Annotated in this window: 16 protein-coding genes, 1 tRNA gene and 1 pseudogene; 10 read left to right on the top strand and 8 right to left on the bottom strand. The window is 63.4% G+C overall.

The genetic code is table 11. The features are described from left to right. Positions 1-465: pseudogene (locus tag FMZ75_RS12940) on the bottom strand (IS21 family transposase); the annotation flags it as partial. A gap of 92 nt (positions 466-557) precedes the next feature. Then, the gene (locus tag FMZ75_RS12935) at positions 558-1,661 is read right to left on the bottom strand and encodes a radical SAM protein (protein WP_207783426.1); all 1,104 of its coding nucleotides are present in this window, start codon (positions 1,659-1,661) and stop codon (positions 558-560) included. Positions 1,662-1,807: 146 nt separating this feature from the next. Here FMZ75_RS12935 and FMZ75_RS12930 point away from each other — a divergent pair, with 146 nt between their 5' ends. Together FMZ75_RS12930 and FMZ75_RS12925 are read left to right on the top strand one after the other, a co-directional pair. After that, positions 1,808-2,473, top strand: coding sequence for a TIGR04283 family arsenosugar biosynthesis glycosyltransferase (locus tag FMZ75_RS12930; protein ID WP_166143299.1), 666 nt, complete (start codon positions 1,808-1,810; stop codon positions 2,471-2,473). A 2-nt stretch (positions 2,474-2,475) separates the two neighbouring features. Beyond that, positions 2,476-3,087, top strand: a complete 612-nt coding sequence (locus FMZ75_RS12925) for a DUF2064 domain-containing protein (protein ID WP_166143297.1) — start codon at positions 2,476-2,478, stop codon at positions 3,085-3,087. Between the two features lie 39 nt (positions 3,088-3,126). Here the strand turns inward: FMZ75_RS12925 and FMZ75_RS12920 are convergent, their stop codons facing one another. Further along, on the bottom strand, positions 3,127-4,026 hold the full coding sequence (locus FMZ75_RS12920; protein WP_166143295.1) for a LysR family transcriptional regulator: 900 nt from the start codon (positions 4,024-4,026) through the stop codon (positions 3,127-3,129). A gap of 123 nt (positions 4,027-4,149) precedes the next feature. On the opposite strand from FMZ75_RS12920, the gene FMZ75_RS12915 reads away from it, so the two are divergent. From FMZ75_RS12915 to FMZ75_RS12900, 4 genes are all read left to right on the top strand, one after another. Then, positions 4,150-4,701, top strand: a complete 552-nt coding sequence (locus FMZ75_RS12915) for a carboxymuconolactone decarboxylase family protein (protein ID WP_166143294.1) — start codon at positions 4,150-4,152, stop codon at positions 4,699-4,701. 56 nt (positions 4,702-4,757) lie between these two features. Beyond that, positions 4,758-5,222, top strand: a complete 465-nt coding sequence (locus tag FMZ75_RS12910; RefSeq protein WP_166143293.1) for a nuclear transport factor 2 family protein — start codon at positions 4,758-4,760, stop codon at positions 5,220-5,222. Positions 5,223-5,338: 116 nt separating this feature from the next. Continuing rightward, positions 5,339-5,716 carry a DsrE family protein gene (locus FMZ75_RS12905; protein ID WP_166143292.1) on the top strand — a complete coding sequence of 126 codons (378 nt, stop codon included), beginning with the start codon at positions 5,339-5,341 and terminating at the stop codon, positions 5,714-5,716. Between the two features lie 69 nt (positions 5,717-5,785). Further along, a complete protein-coding gene (locus FMZ75_RS12900) occupies positions 5,786-6,391 on the top strand; it encodes a pyridoxamine 5'-phosphate oxidase family protein (protein ID WP_166143290.1) in 606 nt (201 codons plus the stop codon). Between the two features lie 695 nt (positions 6,392-7,086). On the opposite strand, the gene FMZ75_RS12895 is transcribed toward FMZ75_RS12900, so the two are convergent. Next, a tRNA-Gly gene (locus tag FMZ75_RS12895) sits at positions 7,087-7,242 on the bottom strand. Between the two features lie 81 nt (positions 7,243-7,323). Between FMZ75_RS12895 and FMZ75_RS12890 the strand changes: the two genes are divergently transcribed. Further along, a complete protein-coding gene (locus tag FMZ75_RS12890; RefSeq protein WP_166143288.1) occupies positions 7,324-8,739 on the top strand; it encodes a site-specific integrase in 1,416 nt (471 codons plus the stop codon). Further along, positions 8,736-9,071 (top strand): hypothetical protein, encoded by a 336-nt coding sequence (locus FMZ75_RS12885; protein ID WP_166143286.1) that lies wholly within the window; start codon positions 8,736-8,738, stop codon positions 9,069-9,071. Before FMZ75_RS12890 ends, FMZ75_RS12885 begins: the two co-directional genes overlap by 4 nt. 71 nt (positions 9,072-9,142) lie before the next feature. Here the strand turns inward: FMZ75_RS12885 and FMZ75_RS12880 are convergent, their stop codons facing one another. The 4 genes from FMZ75_RS12880 to FMZ75_RS12865 all read right to left on the bottom strand — a co-directional run bounded on the left by FMZ75_RS12880 (position 9,143) and on the right by FMZ75_RS12865 (position 13,928). Continuing rightward, the gene (locus FMZ75_RS12880) at positions 9,143-10,963 is read right to left on the bottom strand and encodes an ABC transporter ATP-binding protein (protein WP_166143284.1); all 1,821 of its coding nucleotides are present in this window, start codon (positions 10,961-10,963) and stop codon (positions 9,143-9,145) included. Between the two features lie 42 nt (positions 10,964-11,005). Continuing rightward, entirely contained in the window at positions 11,006-12,103 is a 1,098-nt protein-coding gene (locus FMZ75_RS12875; RefSeq protein ID WP_166143282.1) for an ATP-binding protein, read from the bottom strand. Further along, the gene (locus tag FMZ75_RS12870) at positions 12,100-12,786 is read right to left on the bottom strand and encodes a response regulator (protein WP_166143280.1); all 687 of its coding nucleotides are present in this window, start codon (positions 12,784-12,786) and stop codon (positions 12,100-12,102) included. Before FMZ75_RS12870 ends, FMZ75_RS12875 begins: the two co-directional genes overlap by 4 nt. Positions 12,787-12,914: 128 nt before the next feature. Continuing rightward, positions 12,915-13,928, bottom strand: coding sequence for a DUF535 family protein (locus FMZ75_RS12865; RefSeq protein WP_166143278.1), 1,014 nt, complete (start codon positions 13,926-13,928; stop codon positions 12,915-12,917). 234 nt (positions 13,929-14,162) lie between these two features. Here FMZ75_RS12865 and FMZ75_RS12860 point away from each other — a divergent pair, with 234 nt between their 5' ends. After that, positions 14,163-15,353, top strand: coding sequence for an efflux RND transporter periplasmic adaptor subunit (locus FMZ75_RS12860; protein WP_166143276.1), 1,191 nt, complete (start codon positions 14,163-14,165; stop codon positions 15,351-15,353). Positions 15,354-15,361: 8 nt separating this feature from the next. Next, positions 15,362-18,499 (top strand): efflux RND transporter permease subunit, encoded by a 3,138-nt coding sequence (locus FMZ75_RS12855; protein WP_166143323.1) that lies wholly within the window; start codon positions 15,362-15,364, stop codon positions 18,497-18,499. The last annotated feature ends 55 nt before the right edge of the window (positions 18,500-18,554 follow it).

Genomic DNA, 18,554 nt, shown 5'->3' with positions numbered 1-18,554 from the left:
GCCGGTGAGCCTGTCGATGACGACCGGGACGCCGTCGCCGGCGTAATCGACGAACAGCCGCTCGCCGGCGGCGTGCGTCTGCCGCATCGTGACCGACAGCGTCTTTTCGAATGCGCGATAGAGCTCACAAAAACGCGAATAGCTGTAGCCGCCCGGATTGGCCGCGATATATTCGTCCCACAAAATCGTCAGGGTGACGTGCTTGCGCTTCAACTCGCGATGTACGCCCGCCCAGTCTGGCTCCTCGGCCCGCCGATGGCCCCGTTTGCTGCGCCGGGCGGCGTAGAGCGCCTCCGCCAGCCCGTCGTCGTTCATTCCCTCCGGCAGCGGCCAGGACAGTCCGGCGCTCTCCGCGCGCTCGATCGTCGCCCGCACCGTCGAGCGCGGCATGTCGAGACGCCGGGAAATTTCGTGCGCCGAAACCAATGTGGACTTCAGCCGAATAATCTCGCGCGCATGGCGCATCGTAATCCGCTCCGCTGGCATGGACCGCTCCCCTTGGATTGCCAAAGGAGCGATCTGATCAGGCCAACGACGGAGCCCGTCACTGCACGAAATCACCCGGGCGGGATCATTCCGTTACAGGGGGGCGCGATCATCTCGTAATCGGGGGGCGCCATCATTCCGTTATGGGGGGCGCCTTCATCTCGTTTTAGGGGGGCGCCTTCCGTCGGAATCACCAGCGCGCTGCATGTCCCGCCGCCGAGAACGCAGAAGCGCGCGCAATGGACGTGATTGAGGCTCAGGGGGCGCATCGCCTCCGCGAGGGTCGAGCCCATCTCGAACGCCTGCGCATAGGGCAATAACGTGCAGGAGACGACGATTGGCGTCTCGACGCCCTTGCGCTTCAACACCATGCGCGAGCGCGCGCACATCATCTGCTCCGGCGACTTTCCGAGCACGGCCCAGCAGCTTTCGCTGATCTCGGGCGGATCGTCGCTCGCGACCAGCTCGGGGAACAGCACGAGCCGCGCCGGATCATCGGCGTCGATGGCGACGCCGAGCGCGTCGAATAGATCGCGAAATCCCGCGCGCGTCTCGGCTTCGCCATCGCCCGACGCCATCCGCGCCGCGACAGCGAGGTCGAAATGATTGGCGGCGAGCCAGAGCAGTCCTTCGATGGCGGGCGCCCAGCTGTTCGGCCCGCGAATTTTCTCGTGATCCTCGGCCCGATAATGGTCCAGCGACACGCGGCACGCCAGCCGACCCGGCAAGCGCATGTTCAGCTCGCGCAGAGCGGGGGCGACGCGCTGCATCGGCCGCATCGCATTGGTCAGAACGAGAACGCGATGGCCGGCGGCGAAACTGTCCTCCATCATCCCGATAAGATCGGGATTCATGAAGGGCTCACCACCGGTGAAGCCGATCTCGAGCGGCCCTTCGGCAATTTTCGCCGCCTCCTCCAGAAAGGCCCGAGCGTCCTCGCGCGTAAAATAGGCCAGGCTGTCGTTCTTGGGAGAGGATTCGATGTAACAGTCACGGCAGCCGAGATTGCACAGCGTGCCCGTGTTGAACCACAGTGTCTCCAGGCGCATGAATGGCGCATGCGCGCGCCTCTCGCCGCGGGCGGTGACGAAGGGATCGCGGAATTTCGCCGGGTCCGAAGGCGCCCGAGAGGGATCGGCCGAGCCGGCCGCCATCTCGGAACCATCATATTGCATCAGCTCGCTCCTCTCCGCGTCTACCGCCTATTTCGGTCCCGGCGGCCAAAAAGTTTCAGATATTCGTCGAAACAATGCTTCCGGCAGCGGTAACCTTTTTCGCTCTCGCAGCGAAACTCCGGCGGTAGAGGAAGGGCGGCAAGCAGATGAACTTATCCATTGTCATTCCGACCCTCGACGCCGCCGCGACCCTGCCGCGAACGCTCGCCGCGCTCGGCGCGCAGGACGATATCATCGTCGTCGACGGCGGCTCCGACGACGACAGTGTCGCGATCGCCCGCGAGTCCGGCGCGAGGCTGGAGGCGGCGCCTATGGGACGCGGCATGCAGATGCAAGCCGGAGCCGAGGCGGCGCGCGGAGACTGGCTGTTGTTTCTGCACGCCGATACGGTTCTGGAGTCCGGGTGGCGGGAGTCCGTCGAACTCTTCTGCGCCGATCCCGCTAACCGCTGGCGGGCGGCCGTGTTCCGCTTCGCGCTCGACGATGAGTCCGCGCAGGCGAGACGTTTGGAGCGCCTGGTCGCATGGCGCGTGCGGTGGATGGGCCTGCCCTATGGCGATCAGGGGTTGCTGATCAGCCGCGCCTTCTACGTTCACATCGGAGGGTTTCGGCTACTGCCTCTGATGGAGGATGTAGACATGGCGCGAAGGATCGGGGCGAGGCGGCTGACCGTTCTCCCCATATCGGCCCGCACCTCGGCGGCGCGATGGCGCCGCGACGGTTGGGCGCGGCGCAGCCTGCGCAACCTCGCCTGCCTGACGCTCTATTTCCTCGGCGTTCCGCCGCATCTCATTCGGCGAGTCTATGGCTGACGATGCCGCTCGCCCGCCATCTCGTCATCTTCACGCGCTGGCCCCGCTACGGCGCCGGCAAGCGCCGGCTCGCGGCCGAGATCGGAGCGACGGAAGCGCTGCGATTTCAGCGGACGGCGCTGTCCTTGATGCTCCGCCGCCCCGGCGCTGATCCGCGTTGGACTACATGGCTGGCGGTCACGCCGGATCGCTCGGGGCCGTGGCCGGCCGGGTTCGGCGTTCTCCCGCAAGGCCAGGGAAGCCTCGGCCAGCGCATGGAGCGCGTCGCGCGCCTGCCGCCGCGGGGTCCCGTGCTGATCATCGGCAGCGATATTCCGGGCATAACGAGGGAGATGGTGGCGCGCGGCTTTCGCGCTCTCGGCGACCACACGGCCGTCTTCGGCCCCGCGACCGACGGCGGCTATTGGGCGGTCGGCCTGCGTCGTCGCCCGCGCTTCCTGGCGCCGTTCGACAAGGTGCGATGGTCGACCGAGCATGCGCTCGCCGACAGCCTCGCCAATCTGGCCGGATCATCGGTCGCGCTGCTCGACATGCTCGAGGATGTGGACGATGCGCGATCCTTCATCCGTCAGCGTCGGCAAGGGTTGCTCTACACGCATTTCGAACGGCGCTGACGGGATAGAGACGTCGCCCCGCCGCTGGTCGGGCGAGCGTCAGAAATCCACAAAGGTCCAATCGCATTCGCGCGCCGCGAGGTCGATCAGAGATCTCACTTTCGCCGATAGGAGCCGCGCGCTCGGATAGACGAAATGGATCGGCAGCGGCGCCGGCTCATAATCGGCGAGCACGACCGTGAGCCTCCCGGCGCGGACCAGCTCGATGATCTGATAACCGGCGGCGATGGTCAGTCCGCCATTGTTCTCGGCATGCCAGATCGCCGCCTCGGCGCTGTTCGTCACATAGGCGGGCGCGGCGTCGACGTCGAAGCGTTCGCTGTCCGACCAGAAGCGCCAGCGGCCGGCCGGGGTCAGGGACGTGCAGGAAATCAGCCGATGCCGCTCGAGATCGGCTGGCGTCCTCGGCGCGCGTCTCGTCTCGAGATAGGCCGGCGAGCCGACGACGGCCCGCCGCGTCGCGCCCATCCTGCGCGCGACCAGCGCGGAGTCGGACAAATGGCCGATGCGCAAAGCGAGATCGAATCCTTCCTCCACGAGATCGACGAAGCGATCGGAGAGCGACAGCTCGACCGTGAGCTGCGGATGCGCGTTCATATAGCGGCCGATCAACGGCCCTATGTGCATGCGTCCGAACATCAGCGGCGCGGACAGGCTCAGCCGTCCTCTCGGCGCGCTGTGCTCGTTCTCCGCGACGCGCTCGGCCTCCTCGAGATCGGCGACGATCCGCCGGGCGCGCTCGAGAAAGCGCGTGCCCGCATCGGTCAGGCCGACGGAGCGGGTTGTTCGTTGCAGAAGCCGCACGCCGAGCCGCTCCTCGAGCGCGGCGACGAGACGCGTCACCAGCGACGCCGAGACGCCGAGGCTTCGCGCCGCCGGCGCAAAGCCCTTGTGGTCGACGACCGCGATGAAGGCCGTGATCGTGTCGAAGCGGTCCATTGGATTGCTGCACCTGCCGCAACGATGTCGTGCCGAGAAAGGCGATTATCGTCTCGCTCGTCATCTATCATCTTCCGGGCGACAGGCAAAACGCCTGCGAGCACGAAATCGAAGGAGCGCATCATGTCTCGTCTCTCGACGCCCGAAACCATAGAAGCGGCGCCCGCCGCGGCCCGTTCGCTGCTGGAAGCGGTGAAGGCGAAGCTCGGACTCGTTCCGAATTTCTATCGACTGGTCGCGGGCAGCGCCGCCGGCCTCGAAGGTCTGCTCGGCTTGACCGAAGGGCTGGCCAAGGGTGCGCTCGACGCGCGCACGCGCGAGCGCATCGCCGTCGCAGTGGCCGAATTCAACGGCTGCGGCTATTGCCTCTCGGCGCACGCCTATATCGGCAAGAACCTGCTGAAGCTCGATGATGCGGAGATCGCCGCCAATCGCGACGGCCGCTCGTCGGATCGAAGGGCCGACGCCGCTCTGCGCTTCGCGCTCGAGATCGTTCGCAAGCGCGGCCATGTCTCGGACGCCGATCTGTCGGCTGTGCGCGCGGCGGGCTTCGGCGACGCCGAGATCATCGAGATTATCCTGCATGTGGGTCTCAACACGCTGACGAATTACGTCAATGAGATCGCCGACACGACGATCGATTTTCCTGCTTTGGAGCTGCGTCGCGTGGCGTGAGCCGAGCATACGTCCATGCTCTTTTCGGACGCACGCTCCAATCGGAGGAGGAAATCATGTCGAGACCGCCGCTACCGCCTTTCACCGCCGAAACCGCCGCCCAAAAAGTGCGCATCGCCGAGGACGCCTGGAACAGCCGCGATCCGGAGCGCGTCGCGCAGGCCTATTCGATCGACAGCCGCTGGCGCAATCGCGCCGAATTCATTGTCGGTCGCGATTCGATCGAGGCCTTTCTCGAGCGCAAATGGTCACGAGAGCTCGAGTATCGGCTCATCAAGGAGCTGTGGGCGTTCCACGAGAATCGGATCGCCGTCCGCTTCGCCTATGAATGGCGCGACGACAGTGGGAGCTGGTTTCGCTCCTACGGCAATGAAAATTGGGAGTTCGACGAGCAGGGTCTCATGCGCCTGCGCATCGCCAGCATCAACGATGTTCCGATCTTCGCCGCCGATCGAAAATTCCATTGGCCGCTCGGCAGACGGCCGGACGATCATCCGGGCTTGAGCGATCTCAGCTTCTGACGGCGAGCGGACTCCGACTCGGTCTGATTTCACATCGACGCCGGTGGACAAGAGCGAGCCTTCAGGCTCGCTTCCAAAACATTCGGCAATCGTCAGCACACATGAGGAGAAACTTTATGAGCAAGACCGCCATCATCATCTATTCCGATCCGAAGTCCGGCTCCGAGGAAGCGCTCGGCCGACTCTTCAATGGCCTGTTCCTCGCTTACGAGCTCAAGGAGAAAAAGCAGGACGTCGCCATCGTCTTCCAGGGCGCCGGCACGCGCTGGCCGGCTCAGCTCGTCAAGGCCGACCACGCGGCGCATGCTCTCTACGAAGCGGTGAAGGATGTCGTGGCGGGCGTCTGCGGCGGCTGCGCGGATGTCTTCGGCGCCACCGAGGACGCCCGCAAGACAGGGCTGAAGCTCGACTACGAAAAGGCGATTCCCGGAACGCCGGGCGTGCTCGATCTGTCGAGCTATCTCGACCAGGACTACAGCCTCGTCACCTTCTGACCGCTCCCCGCGCCCGGCCGCATTCGGCGGTCGGGCGTCCGCTCCTTCGACTCCGCGAAGGGATCGATCATGGACACTCGACGCCCCAACAGCGACATCGCCTTCACCGAGACGGTGAAGCAACTCCAGCGCCGCAATGGCTCGCGCGACGCCTACGCCAAAATGGAGTCGCGCGGCTGGCAGGACCGCATCACCCCTCAACTGGCCGCCTTCATCGCCCAGCAAAACAGCTTCTACCTCGCGACCGTGAACGCCGAGGGACAACCCTATATCCAGCATCGCGGCGGGCCGCGCGGCTTCCTCATGCCGATCGATGAGCACAGCTTGGCGATGGCCGATTTCAGAGGCAACCGTCAGTTCATCTCGCAAGGCAATCTGCTCGAGAACAGCAAGGCGTCCATTTTTCTGATGGACTATGCGAACCGGCGCCGCATCAAGATCTGGGGTGAGGCCTCTATGGTGGAAGGAGACGACGCCTTGCTCCGATCAGTGACGCCCGATGGCTACGCCGCGGCGCCCGAGCGCGTGCTTTTGTTCAAGGTGTCGGCCTGGGACGCCAACTGCCCTCAGCACATTCCGCGCAAGATCGACGCCGACGAGGTCGACGATATGCTGGCGAAGCGGGATCGGCGAATCGCCGAGCTCGAAGCGGTGATAGAACAGATGCAGCGCTGAATTCCGGACGTGATGATCATCTCAGCGATGAAAGCGAACAGAATTTTCGTTCGTCTCCGGAACCCAGTTATCCGCGCGCCCATCAGGCGACAGATCCGGACCTTGCTCGAAGGCTTTGGGATGTATCGATCGAGCTGGGCGTCGATCCCGGTCTGCGGGCGACATGAGCATTCCATCCGGCGTCGTTAACGTCCGTAAGGCCCGCGACGGCTCATGGCGCATTGCTGCGGCAGCAAGAATGGCAACGGCATGCTCAATTCGCTGACGGCGATCCAGGAGGTTGCCATAGCCGACATCACAATCCGAATCTGGACGACGGTTTGAAGCGCTGCTTGCGTATGCGAGCGGCTGAACATAGCCATTCCACGGAAGAAGAAGCTCGAGAAATCCGGCGGGAGGCCGTCAGCGGGGTGAGCGCACCGAAAAATGTCGGCCGGGCGATTCACACCCGCTTTGGCTATCGGCGGCCTGGAGCTATAGCTTCCTGCACGCGGCCCAATGCACGAACCGCCGAACGATGCCGTCACCGTGCTCGACACCAATGCGGTCTCCGAGCCAAAGTGGCCGAAACCCGCGCCCGGCGGTTTTGATCCGAGTGCATAGATTCCGCTTGGAGCAACCGAGAGTTCAGGCATTCTAAGCAGAAATGACCCCGAAGGGCCATTATCAACTATTTGATTTTCATCGCGATTTTTTGGAGCGGGCGAAGGGATTCGAACCCTCGACCCCAACCTTGGCAAGGTTGGGTGTATCCTACGACGAGGCCGCCGAGTTTTCTCCAGAGCACGATAAATATATGAAAACAATTTATTTATTTGATGGCGTCTTCGCTGGGCTACGCTACGCCGCGCCTGAATTTTTCATCACGGTGGACACCATGTGGACACCAATATAATCTCGTACCCACGAGAAAATGCGAACGGAGGCGCGCGATGGACCGATCATCCAGCGTCCGCTTGACCAAGCTGGTAGTCGAGAAGGCAGAGGTCCGCGACGCCCGGTATGACCTGTGGGACCTCGATCTCACGGGTTTCGGGCTGAGAGTCGAGAAGAGCGGCACGAAGACGTTCATCATCCGTTACCGAACCGACGGGGGCGGCCGGTCCGCGCCGAGACGCTTTCTGACCGTCGGGCGCTTCGGAGCGCTGACGGTCGAGCAAGCGAGGAAAAAGGCGAAAATTCTGCTTGGCGCCGCGGCCAGCGGTAATGATCCCGCCGGCGAGGTGCAGGAGAAGCGCCGCGAGAAGACGATGCGGGAGCTGCTCGACTTCTATGAAAAGCATGGCTGCTTTATCCAGCGCGGCATCCACAAGGGTAAGCCTATGAAGCCGCTTACCAAGCAGTACACGATGGCGCGGCTGCGCAACCACGTGGAACCTCTTCTCGGTCACCGGCGAGCGAGCGAGGTCACGTCCGGCGATATTGAGACCTTCGTGGCGGACGTTACGGCCGGCAAGACGGCCAAGGACGAAAAGGTCGGCCCGCGCAAACGCCTCATAGTGCGCGGTGGCGAGGGCGCGGCTCGAAAGGTCGTACGCGACTTGTCGGCGGTGTTCAGCTTCGGTGGCCGGCATGGCTTCGTGACAAAGAACCCCGTCGAAGACGCATCCGTTAGAAAGACGGATAACCGACGCGAGCGATTTCTGACGCTGGACGAGGTCTCTCGCCTGGGCGAAGCGTTCGATACGGTCGAGAAAGAAGGCGCCAATCCGAAAGGAGTGGCGATCGCCCGCCTGTGGGCGCTAACCGGCTGCCGCCGTAACGAGATCGCTGCCCTCAAGGCTCATGAGGTCAAACTCGGGAGCAACCTCTTCGAGTTCGATGATACCAAAACCGGAAAATCGATCCGCCCTTTTGGCCCGGCGGCAGCGGCGCTGTTGCAGGGACTGTTGAAGGACGGCAAGGAAGGCTATCTGTTCCCGGCCGAGAGAGGTGACGGCTACTACCAGGGTACGCGCAATGTCTGGGCGGAGGTGACAAAGCTCGCCGGCTTACCGGGGGTCACTCCGCACACGCTTCGACACACGCTTGGATCGACTGCCACGTCGAGCGGCGAAGCATTGGCATTGACCGGCGCGATCCTGGGACATGCGAATCTCAGGTCGACGGCCATTTACGCCCATGTCCAACGCGATCCTTCGCTCGAGGCGGCCAAGCGCGTCGAAAAACTGCTGGCGGCTGCGTTGGAGGGCAAGGCCATAGAGCCGCAAGATGCTGAGACGGGTGAGGCGCTTCCCGAGTTCGACGCCGATTTGATCCGCGTCCTGGCTGAACGACTGTCGAAGGAGGATTCCGATGCTGCCCGCCTTCGCGCGATTATGGCCCAGGTGGTTGCGCTCAATACGTGAAGGTCGAGGTCAGCCGCTCAAATCGGGGGGAGCGCCTGTCCCTCATCGCCAAGGATGAGATAGAGCGCCGGATCGACCGTGGCGAGTCGCCTTCGAAGCGTGCGCGCAAGGAGGCTCGAACATTCGGGGAGCTCGTCCGGCTCTATAGGGACGATCTCGCGGAAGTCGGAAAGCGGATCGGCTGGTCGAAGGCCGCCAGCCTCGACTTTCTCGAGCGTCGCCTTGGGCGATTGAAGGTTTCAGAGCTGGATCGAGAGCGGCTCATTCAATTCGGTCAAGATAGAGCGAAGAAAGAAGCTAGTCCCGTCGCGTTCGGCATCGACCTTGGCTAACTCAAAACGATCTTGTCGCATGCTGTGGCGGTTCACGGCATCCAGCTTTCGACGGAGCCGCCTGGTAGGCATCACGCATCTTGCCGATCGAGATGCGACCGCATCACCAGTTCCGAATAGGTTCGTCCTTGCGAAACGAGTTCGTCATGCGTGCCGCGTTCGACGATCCGGCCCTTCTGCAAAACGATGATTTGATCGGCCTGCCGCACTGTCGAGAGGCGGTGGGCGATCGTGATGGTCGTGCGTCCCTGCGATAGCGCAGCCAGCGCGGACGCCATGGCGTGCTCCGTCTTGGCGTCGAGGGCGCTGGTCGCTTCGTCGAGCAGCAGAATCGGCGGATCGCGTAGAATGACGCGCGCGAGCGCCAGCCTTTGTTTCTCGCCGCCGGAAAAGCGATAGCCTCTCTCCCCGACCAGCGTCTCATAACGGTCGGGCAAGGCGGTGATCGTCTCGTGGATCTGGGCGATGCGCGCGGCCCTCGCGAGCTCATCGTCGGACGCCTCTGGACAGCCGAAGCGCAGATTCTCGGCGACGGTCGCATGGAGCAGATAAGGCTCCTGCGTCACGACGCCGAGCATGTCGGTGAGTGTCTCGAAGCCGAGCGCACGGATATCGACGCCGTCGAAGGAGATGACGCCCGTGTCCACGTCATAGAGTCGGGCGAGGAGGTAGCCGAGGGTGGTCTTGCCCGAACCGGTCGCGCCGACAATGGCCACATGGCTGCCGGCCGGAATGTCGATAGAGATCTCGCGCAGGGCGGGGGTCGTGGCGCCAGGATAGAAAAAGGAGACATTCTCCACCCTGACCGCGCCGCGCATGTCCGCTCGGCCGAGCGCGACCGTGTCCGCGGCTTGCGTGATCTCGACCGGCTTGTCGAGATAAGCGAAGATCCGCGCGAAGAGCGCGCGGGTCGTTCGCATCTCCCGCCCGATTTCCAGAAGCTGCTCGAGCGGCCAAAGCAATTGCTCCTGCAGCGCGATCATGGCGACGAGCGTGCCGATGGTGATCGGCGTGTCGGCCTGTATCAGCAGTCCGCCGACCAGCAGCGTCAGCGCCGGAAGCACGGAGAGCGCAAGGTTGATGAGCGCCCATTGCCATTCGCCCGCCGTATGCGCGCGAGCTTCGAGCTTCGCCACCTCTCCGGAAAGGCGCGAGAAGCGATGCGACAAATGCTCGCCGCGGTTCATCGTTCTGGCGAGGATCACGCCGGAAATCGAAAGCGTCTCCTGGATGGCCGACGACATGTCGGCGATGCGCTCCTGCTGCGCGAAAAGGTGCTTTTCGCGCATTCGCGCGACCCGATTGCTGATCGCCACTGTTCCGGGAACGATCAGAAAGACGAAGAGAGCCAATCGCCATTCGAGCAGCAGGATCGCTGCAGCGGTCATGACCACCGTGGCCGAAGACCGCGCCAGCTCGTTCGCGCTGGTGGTCACGAGCGATTGCAGCCCGGAAATATCGCTGGCGATGCGCGATTGAATTTCTCCTGCTCGCGTCGCCGTGAAGAAGCCGAGAGACAAGGATTGAAGATGCGAATAGACCCTCACTCGCAGATCATGCATGATCGCCTGCCCGATCCCGACCGACAATATCACCTGCGCTGTGCTGAGGCAGGTCGACAGGACAGCGACGAACAGCAGGCCGACCACCAGCGCGACGAGCTGATGCAGATCGGAATGGGGCAGAGCCTCGTCGATGATTGCGCGCAGGAGAAAAGGCGATGACATGCCCGCGCATGCGCCGAGGAGCATCAGGGAGGCGACAATTGCGATCTTGGTGCCGTAAGGCCTGAACAGTTCGAGGACGCGGCGCAGGGACACATGTGTTGCGGCGACTTTCTCGTAGATAAGAGACTCGTTCTCAGGCCTGTCCGTTGCAGGTGAAGCGGTCATTCTATCGTCCGTATTTGTTCGATCAGCGTCCTGGCGACGCCGTCATTCGGCAGGCTCGTCGCCGCCGATGCGATCGTGCGCTCGGGGAAGCGGCAGAACGATCTCGAAGATCGCGCCGCCGGTCGCGGAGGCTCTGTATTGCGCGCGGCCGTGATGCGCCTCCGCTATGGCACGCACCACGGAGAGGCCGAGGCCCGCGCCGCCGTGGCGCCGCGAGCGCGAGGCTTCCGCCCGGCTGAATGTATCGAACGCATAGGGCGCGAAGTCGAGGCTGAGACCCGGCCCTTGGTCCTCGACGGCGATCACGAGCCTATCCTCCGCCGCTCTCGTCGAAACGCGCAAAAGCCCCGGCGTCGCGTAGCGCTTTGCATTCTCGAGAAGGGCGAGCAACGCCTGCCGCAATCGAACCCCGTCGCAGGCCAGGACGATTCGGCGGGTGTCGAGCTCGATCGCGAAGCCAGCCTCGACGAGAGCGGGCCGCATGGCGTCGACGGCCTGCCGAATCTCATGCTCGAGATCGGTCGGCTCGAAGCGCATCTCCAGTCGACGACTCTCCGACAGGGTGACGATGCGCAGATCGTCGACGAGACGCGACAAGCCTTCCACTTGCGACAGGAGATTCCGGAACAATTCGTCGCTCGGCTCGAACACGCCGTCGGCGAGGCCGTGCAGCCGGCCACGCAGGATCGTCAATGGCGTGCGGAGCTCATGCGCGATCGCCGCGTTCCAGGAGGCCATCGCCGCGACGATATCCTCGAGGCGCTGCGCCATCGCATTGAAGTCGTCCACCAGTCGAGCCGTTTCGCCGAGCGATCTGTCGCCCGGCGAGGCCCGTGCCGTGAGATCGCCGGCGGCGATCCTGCGCGCGCCTTCGGCGAGCGAATTGAGAGGAACGAGAATCCGTTTCGTCAGGCGGAGCGCCGCGAAGATCGCGAGAATGAGAGCGAAGAGAAGCAGGATTGCGATCAGCACGAAATCCGGCGCCTCGGGAAGAAGCGGCGGTGGGCCCGGCGGCGGCGGGTAATAGGTCAGATAGACGCCATAGAAGACGAAGGAGCCGACGAACACGATCATCACGGCGGTGGCGACGACGATGCTCATCGACAGCGTGATCTGTCGGCTCAAGCGATGGCGGCTCATGGCGCCGCCATCCGATAGCCGACGCCACGCACGACATTCATCAGGCCGATCGCGCCGGCCTCGTCGAGCTTGCGGCGAAGATTGCTCACATGACTGTCGACGGTCCGCTCGAGCGCGTCGCCGCCCGGCAGGCAGGCGTCGACCAGCTCGCTGCGGCTGAACGCGCGCGAGGGCGATTTCGCCATATGGGCGAGGAGCCGGAATTCTGTCAGGGTCAGGGACAGCGGCGTCGTGGCGTCGCCGTCTCGCACCTTGGCGAGAAAGCTCTGCAGATCGATCTCGAGCTTGCCGATCCGCAAGACGAGGCTGTCGACGCGAGCATTGGTTCGCCGCAGGACCGCTTTGACGCGCGCGACGATTTCCGCCGGATTGAACGGCTTCACCACATAGTCGTCGGCGCCGAGACGCAATCCCTGAAGGCGCTCGATGTCCTCGTCGAGCGCGGTGATCATGATGACCGGCGTGTCGCCGCGGCGCCGCAGCTCGGCCAGAGTCTCCCAGCCGTCGACATTCGGCATGTTCACATCCAGCAAGACGATGTCCGGCTTCAGAATCGCATGTTGATCGAGCGCGATCCGGCCATCCGCCGCGCTCACGGTTCGCAGCCCTTCCCGCGCCAGGTAGGCTTCCAGAATCGCGGTGATTTCCGGTTCGTCGTCGGCAATGAGAACGAGTTCGTTCATGGTCGAGTTCTCGGCTGCTCGCTGGCTGGCCTGATATTGTTTCCCGCACATCGGACAATGTCGTCTTGCGGAATGACTTTGGTCACGCGTCGAAAGTATGGCCGAATTTTCGGCTGTTCGAGTCCCTCCTAAATTTCCTGCAAAGAAATGGGTCTGCAGTAGGTCGATGACTCGAAAGCTTCGTGTACCGGCATCGACGAGCCTCCGAACATTCCGAGATCCAGGCAGGGCTTCTCCATGCAAAATCGTCCTACCAATTCGTCGATATGCGCCCGTTGCCTTTCACGTCGCTCGTTCTGCGATTTCGTCGATATTAAGGGTAAGACGAAACCCTCGCGTGCGCGTAATCCTCCGCGTTCGAGCCAAAAGGCGTCGTAATCGGCGCGCATTCGCCGGCGCTGCCAACAGGCGTCGGCATTGATCGAATGCGTGTCATTGGATACGGCGAGGATCCGCTGGGCGCCCAACGCCCGGGCCAAGGTCGTCGCCGCCAGAAAGACCGCCATTTTGGGACGCAACCCCCAGAGAGCCCGCGTCGCTTTCACGATCCGCGCCTTGGCGTCCGGCCCGCAATGCGACGAAGGCCCTTGCAGTCCCCCGATCAGAACGGAGGGCGTCCCGTCGTCTTCGTTTCCGAGCACAAAGGTCAGCGTCGCAAGTTTGAGACCGTCCGCTGTGTCGCTCAATACGAAACTCAACTCCCCCTCTTTGTAGCAATATTCCGGGCTGCGTAGCGCTAGCCGATAAACTTCACCGTTCTTGCCGCATAGGAGGCCGAGCTCTGCCTCGCACATTCCCCAAGAAACGGCAATCAAAGATGGAATGGTGTTGCAAATATGGCTATAGTGATGTTTCAAAATCGACACCCGCTCCGAGCAAGAGAAGCCAAACATAGCGTAATTGAAAAGCGGCTTTCTGATACATTGTGCCGGAGCCGCTCCAAATGGATGCTTGTCTTTAAACTCGTCGAGAAAGTTCAGCCAGGCGGCCGAGGCGCGAATATCCTGCAGCGATGATAGGCAGAATATTCCTGCTTGGAATGTCGATTCGTTTGCTGCGATCACGCAGACGTGTCGCCATATCGTCCGCATTGCTTCTTGCACCACGCCTCCGGACAAACGACCGTTTTGATATGGCTTCACGGGTTTCGTCAGCAGTTCGAGCCGTCGACGAGTCGATGAAGATCAACCTCAATTGTCAGTAACGAAACACACACATTACAGCAATCATTTGTCCGGCCAAGCCGGTGGTCTCCATCAATTCTCCATCAAACCTGCACGATCCGCGAACAGCCGCGGCGTAGGTCATGATCGAAGACAAAAAAGCCGCCCTGGCTCCGTCCAGGGCGATCCGGCAACGACCTCGAAAGCGCGCTCATGGATATTCGCTCGGCGATCGCTATCTTCACCGCCGCCGCCACGCTCGCCGGATGCGACTTCGATTCCGGGGACCGAAGCAAGGCGTCGGTGCGGCCCGAGGTGGGTGTCGTCACCTTGCATCCTCGAAATGTCGTCGTCGCCTCCGAGCTGCCCGGCCGCATCGTCGCTTCGCTGGTGGCGGAAGTGCGGCCGCAGGTCGCGGGGATCATTCAGAAGCGGCTGTTCCAGGAAGGCGGCGAGGTCGACGAGGGAGCGCCGCTCTATCAGATCGATCCCGCCCCTTATCGAGCCGCTCACGACAGCGCCGTCGCCGCCCTGCGGAAAGCCGAGGCCACTGTGCCCAGCGCTCGAGCCAAGGTCGAGCGCTATCAGGGGCTGATCAAAAAGAACGCGGTCAGCGCGCAGGATCTGGAGGAGGCCGTCGCCGCGCTCGCTCAGGCGCGAGCCGATGTGGCGACGGCGGAGGCGAATGTCGCCAGCGCGAAGATCAATCTCGACTATACGACGATCAAGGCGCCGATCGGCGGCCGCGCCGACAAATCCTCGCTTACGCAAGGCGCGCTGGTGACGGCCGGTCAGGCCGACACGCTCACCACCATTCGCACGCTCGATCCGATCTATGTCGACCTCACCCGATCGAGCGCCGCCTTGCTCGATCTGAGGCGGGCCATCGACGAGGGCCGCATCCGATCGTCGGAGCGCAAAGTCGATGTGAAGCTGAAGCTCGAAAATGGCTGGGTCTATCCGATGACCGGACGGCTCGAATTCACCGAGGCCAAAGTCAGCCAGACGACCGGGACCGCGACAGTGCGGGTGGTCTTCCCCAATCCGTCGCGACTGCTGCTGCCGGGAATGTACGCCCGGGCGATCGTCGAGGAAGGCGTCGCGCCCGGCGGGTTCCTCGTCCCTCAGCGCGCGGTCGTCCGCAACGTCAGGGGGCAGGCGACGGCGCTGGTGCTCGGCAAGGACGACAAGATCGAGGAGCGCGTGCTCTCCGTCGGCAGGACGGTCGGCAATAATTGGCTGGTCACGGCGGGGCTCGGCGACGGCGACCGCGTCGTTGTCGAAGGCCTGCAGCTTGTACGCGCCGGGCAGCAGGCGACTGGCCTCGAGGTCGTGATCGACGACGCCACCGGCGAGCTGCGCGAGCGTGAGCCGACGACGGCGAAAATCCAGGCGAAAGGCTGACGCGCGTGATCTCCGCATTTTTCATCGTCCGTCCGATCTTCGCCTCGGTGATCGCGATCGTCGTCATGCTCGGTGGCCTGCTGGCGCTCATCGGCCTGCCGGTCTCGCAATATCCGGAGATCGCGCCTCCGACGATCCAGATCACCGCCACCTATCCCGGCGCCGATGCGCGGACGGTCGAGAATTCGGTCACCAAGATCATCGAGCAAGGCATGACCGGCCTCGACCATCTCGACTACATGACCTCGACGTCGACATCGACCGGCCAGGCCGACATCACCCTCACCTTCACCAACGCCGCCAATCCGGATGTGGCGCAGATGCAGGTGCAGAACAAGCTGCAGCTCGTCACCGCGCTGTTGCCGACCATGGTCCAGTCCAATGGCCTCACCGTCACCAAATCGTCGAGCGCCTTTCTGATGGTCGTCGGCTTCGCCTCGACCGACGGCAAGATGACCGGCACGGATCTGTCGGATTACGTCAAGAGCGCGCTCAACGACACGCTGAAACGGGTCGAGGGTGTCGGCAACACGCAGCTCTTCGGCGCCGGCTATGCGATGCGCATTTGGCTCGATCCGGACCGGCTCGCCGGATATGCGCTGAACCCGAGCGATGTCGCGAGCGCGATTCAGGCGCAGAACGCGCAAGTGTCGGCAGGACAGATCGGAGGCTTGCCGGCGCGCAGAGGGCAGCAGCTCAACGCCACCGTCACGGCGCAGAGCCGCCTGCAGACGCCGGAGCAGTTTCGGAACGTCATCGTGAAAAGCGCGGCCGACGGCTCGCTGGTTCGCATCGGCGATGTCGCGACCGTCGAGCTCGGCGCCGAGGACTATGTCAGCGCATCGACCTACAATGGCGCGCCGGCAACCGGCCTCGCCGTCAATCTCGCGACGGGCGCGAATGCCGTCCGCACGGCCACGGCGGTCAAGGCGGCGATCGATCGGCTCGCGCCGACGTTTCCGGAAGGAGTGAAGGTCGTCTATCCCTACGACACGACGCCTTTCGTCAAAATCTCGATCGAGCAGGTGACCCACACGCTGATCGAAGCGATCGTGCTCGTCTTCCTCGTCATGCTGGCCTTTCTGCATAATGTCCGCGCCACGCTCATTCCGACGCTCGCCGTGCCGGTGGTGCTGCTGGGAACCTTCGGCGTTCTGGCGGTCGCCGGATATTCGATCAACACGCTCACCATGTTCGCCATGGTGCTGGCGATCGGACTCCTGGTCGACGACGCCATCGTCGTGGTCGAGAATGTCGAGCGCATCATGCGCGAGGAAGGGCTGTCGCCACGCGAGGCCACTGTCAAATCCATGAGCGAGATCACCGGCGCGCTCATCGGCATCACGACGGTCTTGTCCGCGGTCTTCGTGCCGATGGCGTTCTTCGGCGGTTCGGTCGGCGTCATCTACCGTCAGTTCTCGGTCACCATCGTTTCGGCCATGGCGCTGTCGGTCGGCGTCGCGCTGATCCTGACGCCGGCGCTCTGCGCGACGCTTCTTCGTCCGCCGAGGCCGGACGCCGAGAAGGCGGGCTTGTTCCGTTGGTTCGACCGCAACATGGAACGCGGCGCCGACGCCTATCGAGATGGCGCGCACGCCGTTCTGCGGCGCCCGAGACGCGGCTTCGCGGCTCTGGCCGTGATGATGGTCGCGGCCGCCGCGTTGTTCACGCGCTTGCCGAGCTCGTTTCTGCCGCAGGAGGACCAGGGCTATCTCATGGTCAGCGTGCAGCTGCCCGTCGGCGCGACCAGCGACCGCACGGAACACGCGCTCGATCGGGTGACGCGATATTTTCTCGACCAGGAGAGCAAGGCCGTCGATGGCGTCATGACGGTGAGAGGCTACGCCTTCAGCGGCCTCGGCCAGAATGTCGGCATGGCCTTCGTCGGCCTGCGCGACTTTTCAGAACGCAAGGCGTCCGATCTGTCCGCGGCCGCGGTGACGGCGCGCGCGACGGCGGCGCTCGCCGGCATTCGCGACGCGCAGGTCTTCGTGCTGGCGCCGCCCGCGATCGAGGGATTGGGCACGAGCAGCGGCTTCGATTTCTATCTCCAGGACTTGACGGGCGCCGGCCACGAAAAGCTCTTGGCCGCGCGCGACCATCTGCTCGCCGACGCCGCGCGAAGCAGGCTCTTGAATGGCGTGCGGCCGAACGGCCAGGACGACACGCCGCAATTTGCGATCGATGTCGATCAGGAAAAAGCGAGCGCTCTCGGGATCGATCTCGCGACCGTCAACGCCACTCTGTCGACGGCCTGGGGCGGCGCCTATGTGAACGACTTCATCGATCGTGGCCGCGTCAAGAAAGTCTATTTGCAATCGGCGGCCGATTTCCGAATGCAGCCCGACGATCTCGACCGCTGGCATGTCCGGACTGCTTCGGGCGAGATGGCGCCTTTCTCGTCCTTCGCGTCCGGCCGCTGGGCGTTCGGCTCGCCCCGCCTCGAACGTTACAACGGATCGCCCGCCGTTCAGATCCAGGGCGAGGCCGGAATCGGCGCCAGCTCCGGCGACGCCATGACGGAGATCGATCGTCTCGTCGCCGGCTTGCCGCCCGGATTTTCCCATGAGTGGACCAGCCTGTCGCGGCAGGAGCGGCTCTCGGGCAATCAGGCCACTGCACTTTATGCGATCTCCGTCGTCGTCGTCTTCCTGTGCCTCGCCGCACTCTATGAAAGTTGGATGGTCCCTCTCGCGGTCATGCTGTGCGCGCCGATCGGCGTGCTCGGCGCGCTCGGCGCGGCGCTGATGTTCGGACAGGCCAATGACGTCTATTTCAAGGTCGGCCTGCTGACGACGATTGGTCTCGTCGCCAAGAACGCCATTCTGATCGTCGAATTCGCGATCGACCATCAAAAGGCGGGCATGGATGCGATCGAAGCGACGCTGCTCGCGGCGCGCCAGCGGCTGCGCCCGATCGTCATGACGTCCTTTGCCTTCATCCTCGGAGTCGCACCGCTCGCTTTCGCCAGCGGCGCTGGTTCGTCCGCCCAAAATTCGATCGGCGTCGGCGTCATGGGCGGCATGATCGCGGCCACGGCGCTCGCTATCTTCTTCGTTCCCCTGCTGTTCGTCACCACCCTCTCTTTGTCTCGTCCTGGCAAACAGGAACTGAAGTTTTCGGGCCAGCCGCACGGTTGGCGTTGATCGCGTTTCAAAGATTGTTTCGGGAGCAATTATCGTGGAAAGGCGAATAACTCTC

The sequence above is a fragment of the Methylosinus sp. RM1 genome, from assembly GCF_011378635.1.
Classification (GTDB): Bacteria; Pseudomonadota; Alphaproteobacteria; order Rhizobiales; family Beijerinckiaceae; genus Methylosinus; species Methylosinus sporium.
This window is presented reverse-complemented; position numbering and strand designations above follow the sequence as displayed.

Excerpts from the sequence above, each read along its gene's own strand:
- FMZ75_RS12935 (WP_207783426.1), bottom strand. The coding sequence starts at position 1,661 with ATGCAATATGATGGTTCCGAGATGGCGGCCGGCTCGGCCGATCCCTCT.
- FMZ75_RS12930 (WP_166143299.1), top strand. The coding sequence starts at position 1,808 with ATGAACTTATCCATTGTCATTCCGACCCTCGACGCCGCCGCGACCCTG.
- FMZ75_RS12925 (WP_166143297.1), top strand. The coding sequence starts at position 2,476 with ATGCCGCTCGCCCGCCATCTCGTCATCTTCACGCGCTGGCCCCGCTAC.
- FMZ75_RS12920 (WP_166143295.1), bottom strand. The coding sequence starts at position 4,026 with ATGGACCGCTTCGACACGATCACGGCCTTCATCGCGGTCGTCGACCAC.
- FMZ75_RS12915 (WP_166143294.1), top strand. The coding sequence starts at position 4,150 with ATGTCTCGTCTCTCGACGCCCGAAACCATAGAAGCGGCGCCCGCCGCG.
- FMZ75_RS12910 (WP_166143293.1), top strand. The coding sequence starts at position 4,758 with ATGTCGAGACCGCCGCTACCGCCTTTCACCGCCGAAACCGCCGCCCAA.
- FMZ75_RS12905 (WP_166143292.1), top strand. The coding sequence starts at position 5,339 with ATGAGCAAGACCGCCATCATCATCTATTCCGATCCGAAGTCCGGCTCC.
- FMZ75_RS12900 (WP_166143290.1), top strand. The coding sequence starts at position 5,786 with ATGGACACTCGACGCCCCAACAGCGACATCGCCTTCACCGAGACGGTG.
- FMZ75_RS12890 (WP_166143288.1), top strand. The coding sequence starts at position 7,324 with ATGGACCGATCATCCAGCGTCCGCTTGACCAAGCTGGTAGTCGAGAAG.
- FMZ75_RS12880 (WP_166143284.1), bottom strand. The coding sequence starts at position 10,963 with ATGACCGCTTCACCTGCAACGGACAGGCCTGAGAACGAGTCTCTTATC.
- FMZ75_RS12875 (WP_166143282.1), bottom strand. The coding sequence starts at position 12,103 with ATGAGCCGCCATCGCTTGAGCCGACAGATCACGCTGTCGATGAGCATC.
- FMZ75_RS12870 (WP_166143280.1), bottom strand. The coding sequence starts at position 12,786 with ATGAACGAACTCGTTCTCATTGCCGACGACGAACCGGAAATCACCGCG.
- FMZ75_RS12860 (WP_166143276.1), top strand. The coding sequence starts at position 14,163 with ATGGATATTCGCTCGGCGATCGCTATCTTCACCGCCGCCGCCACGCTC.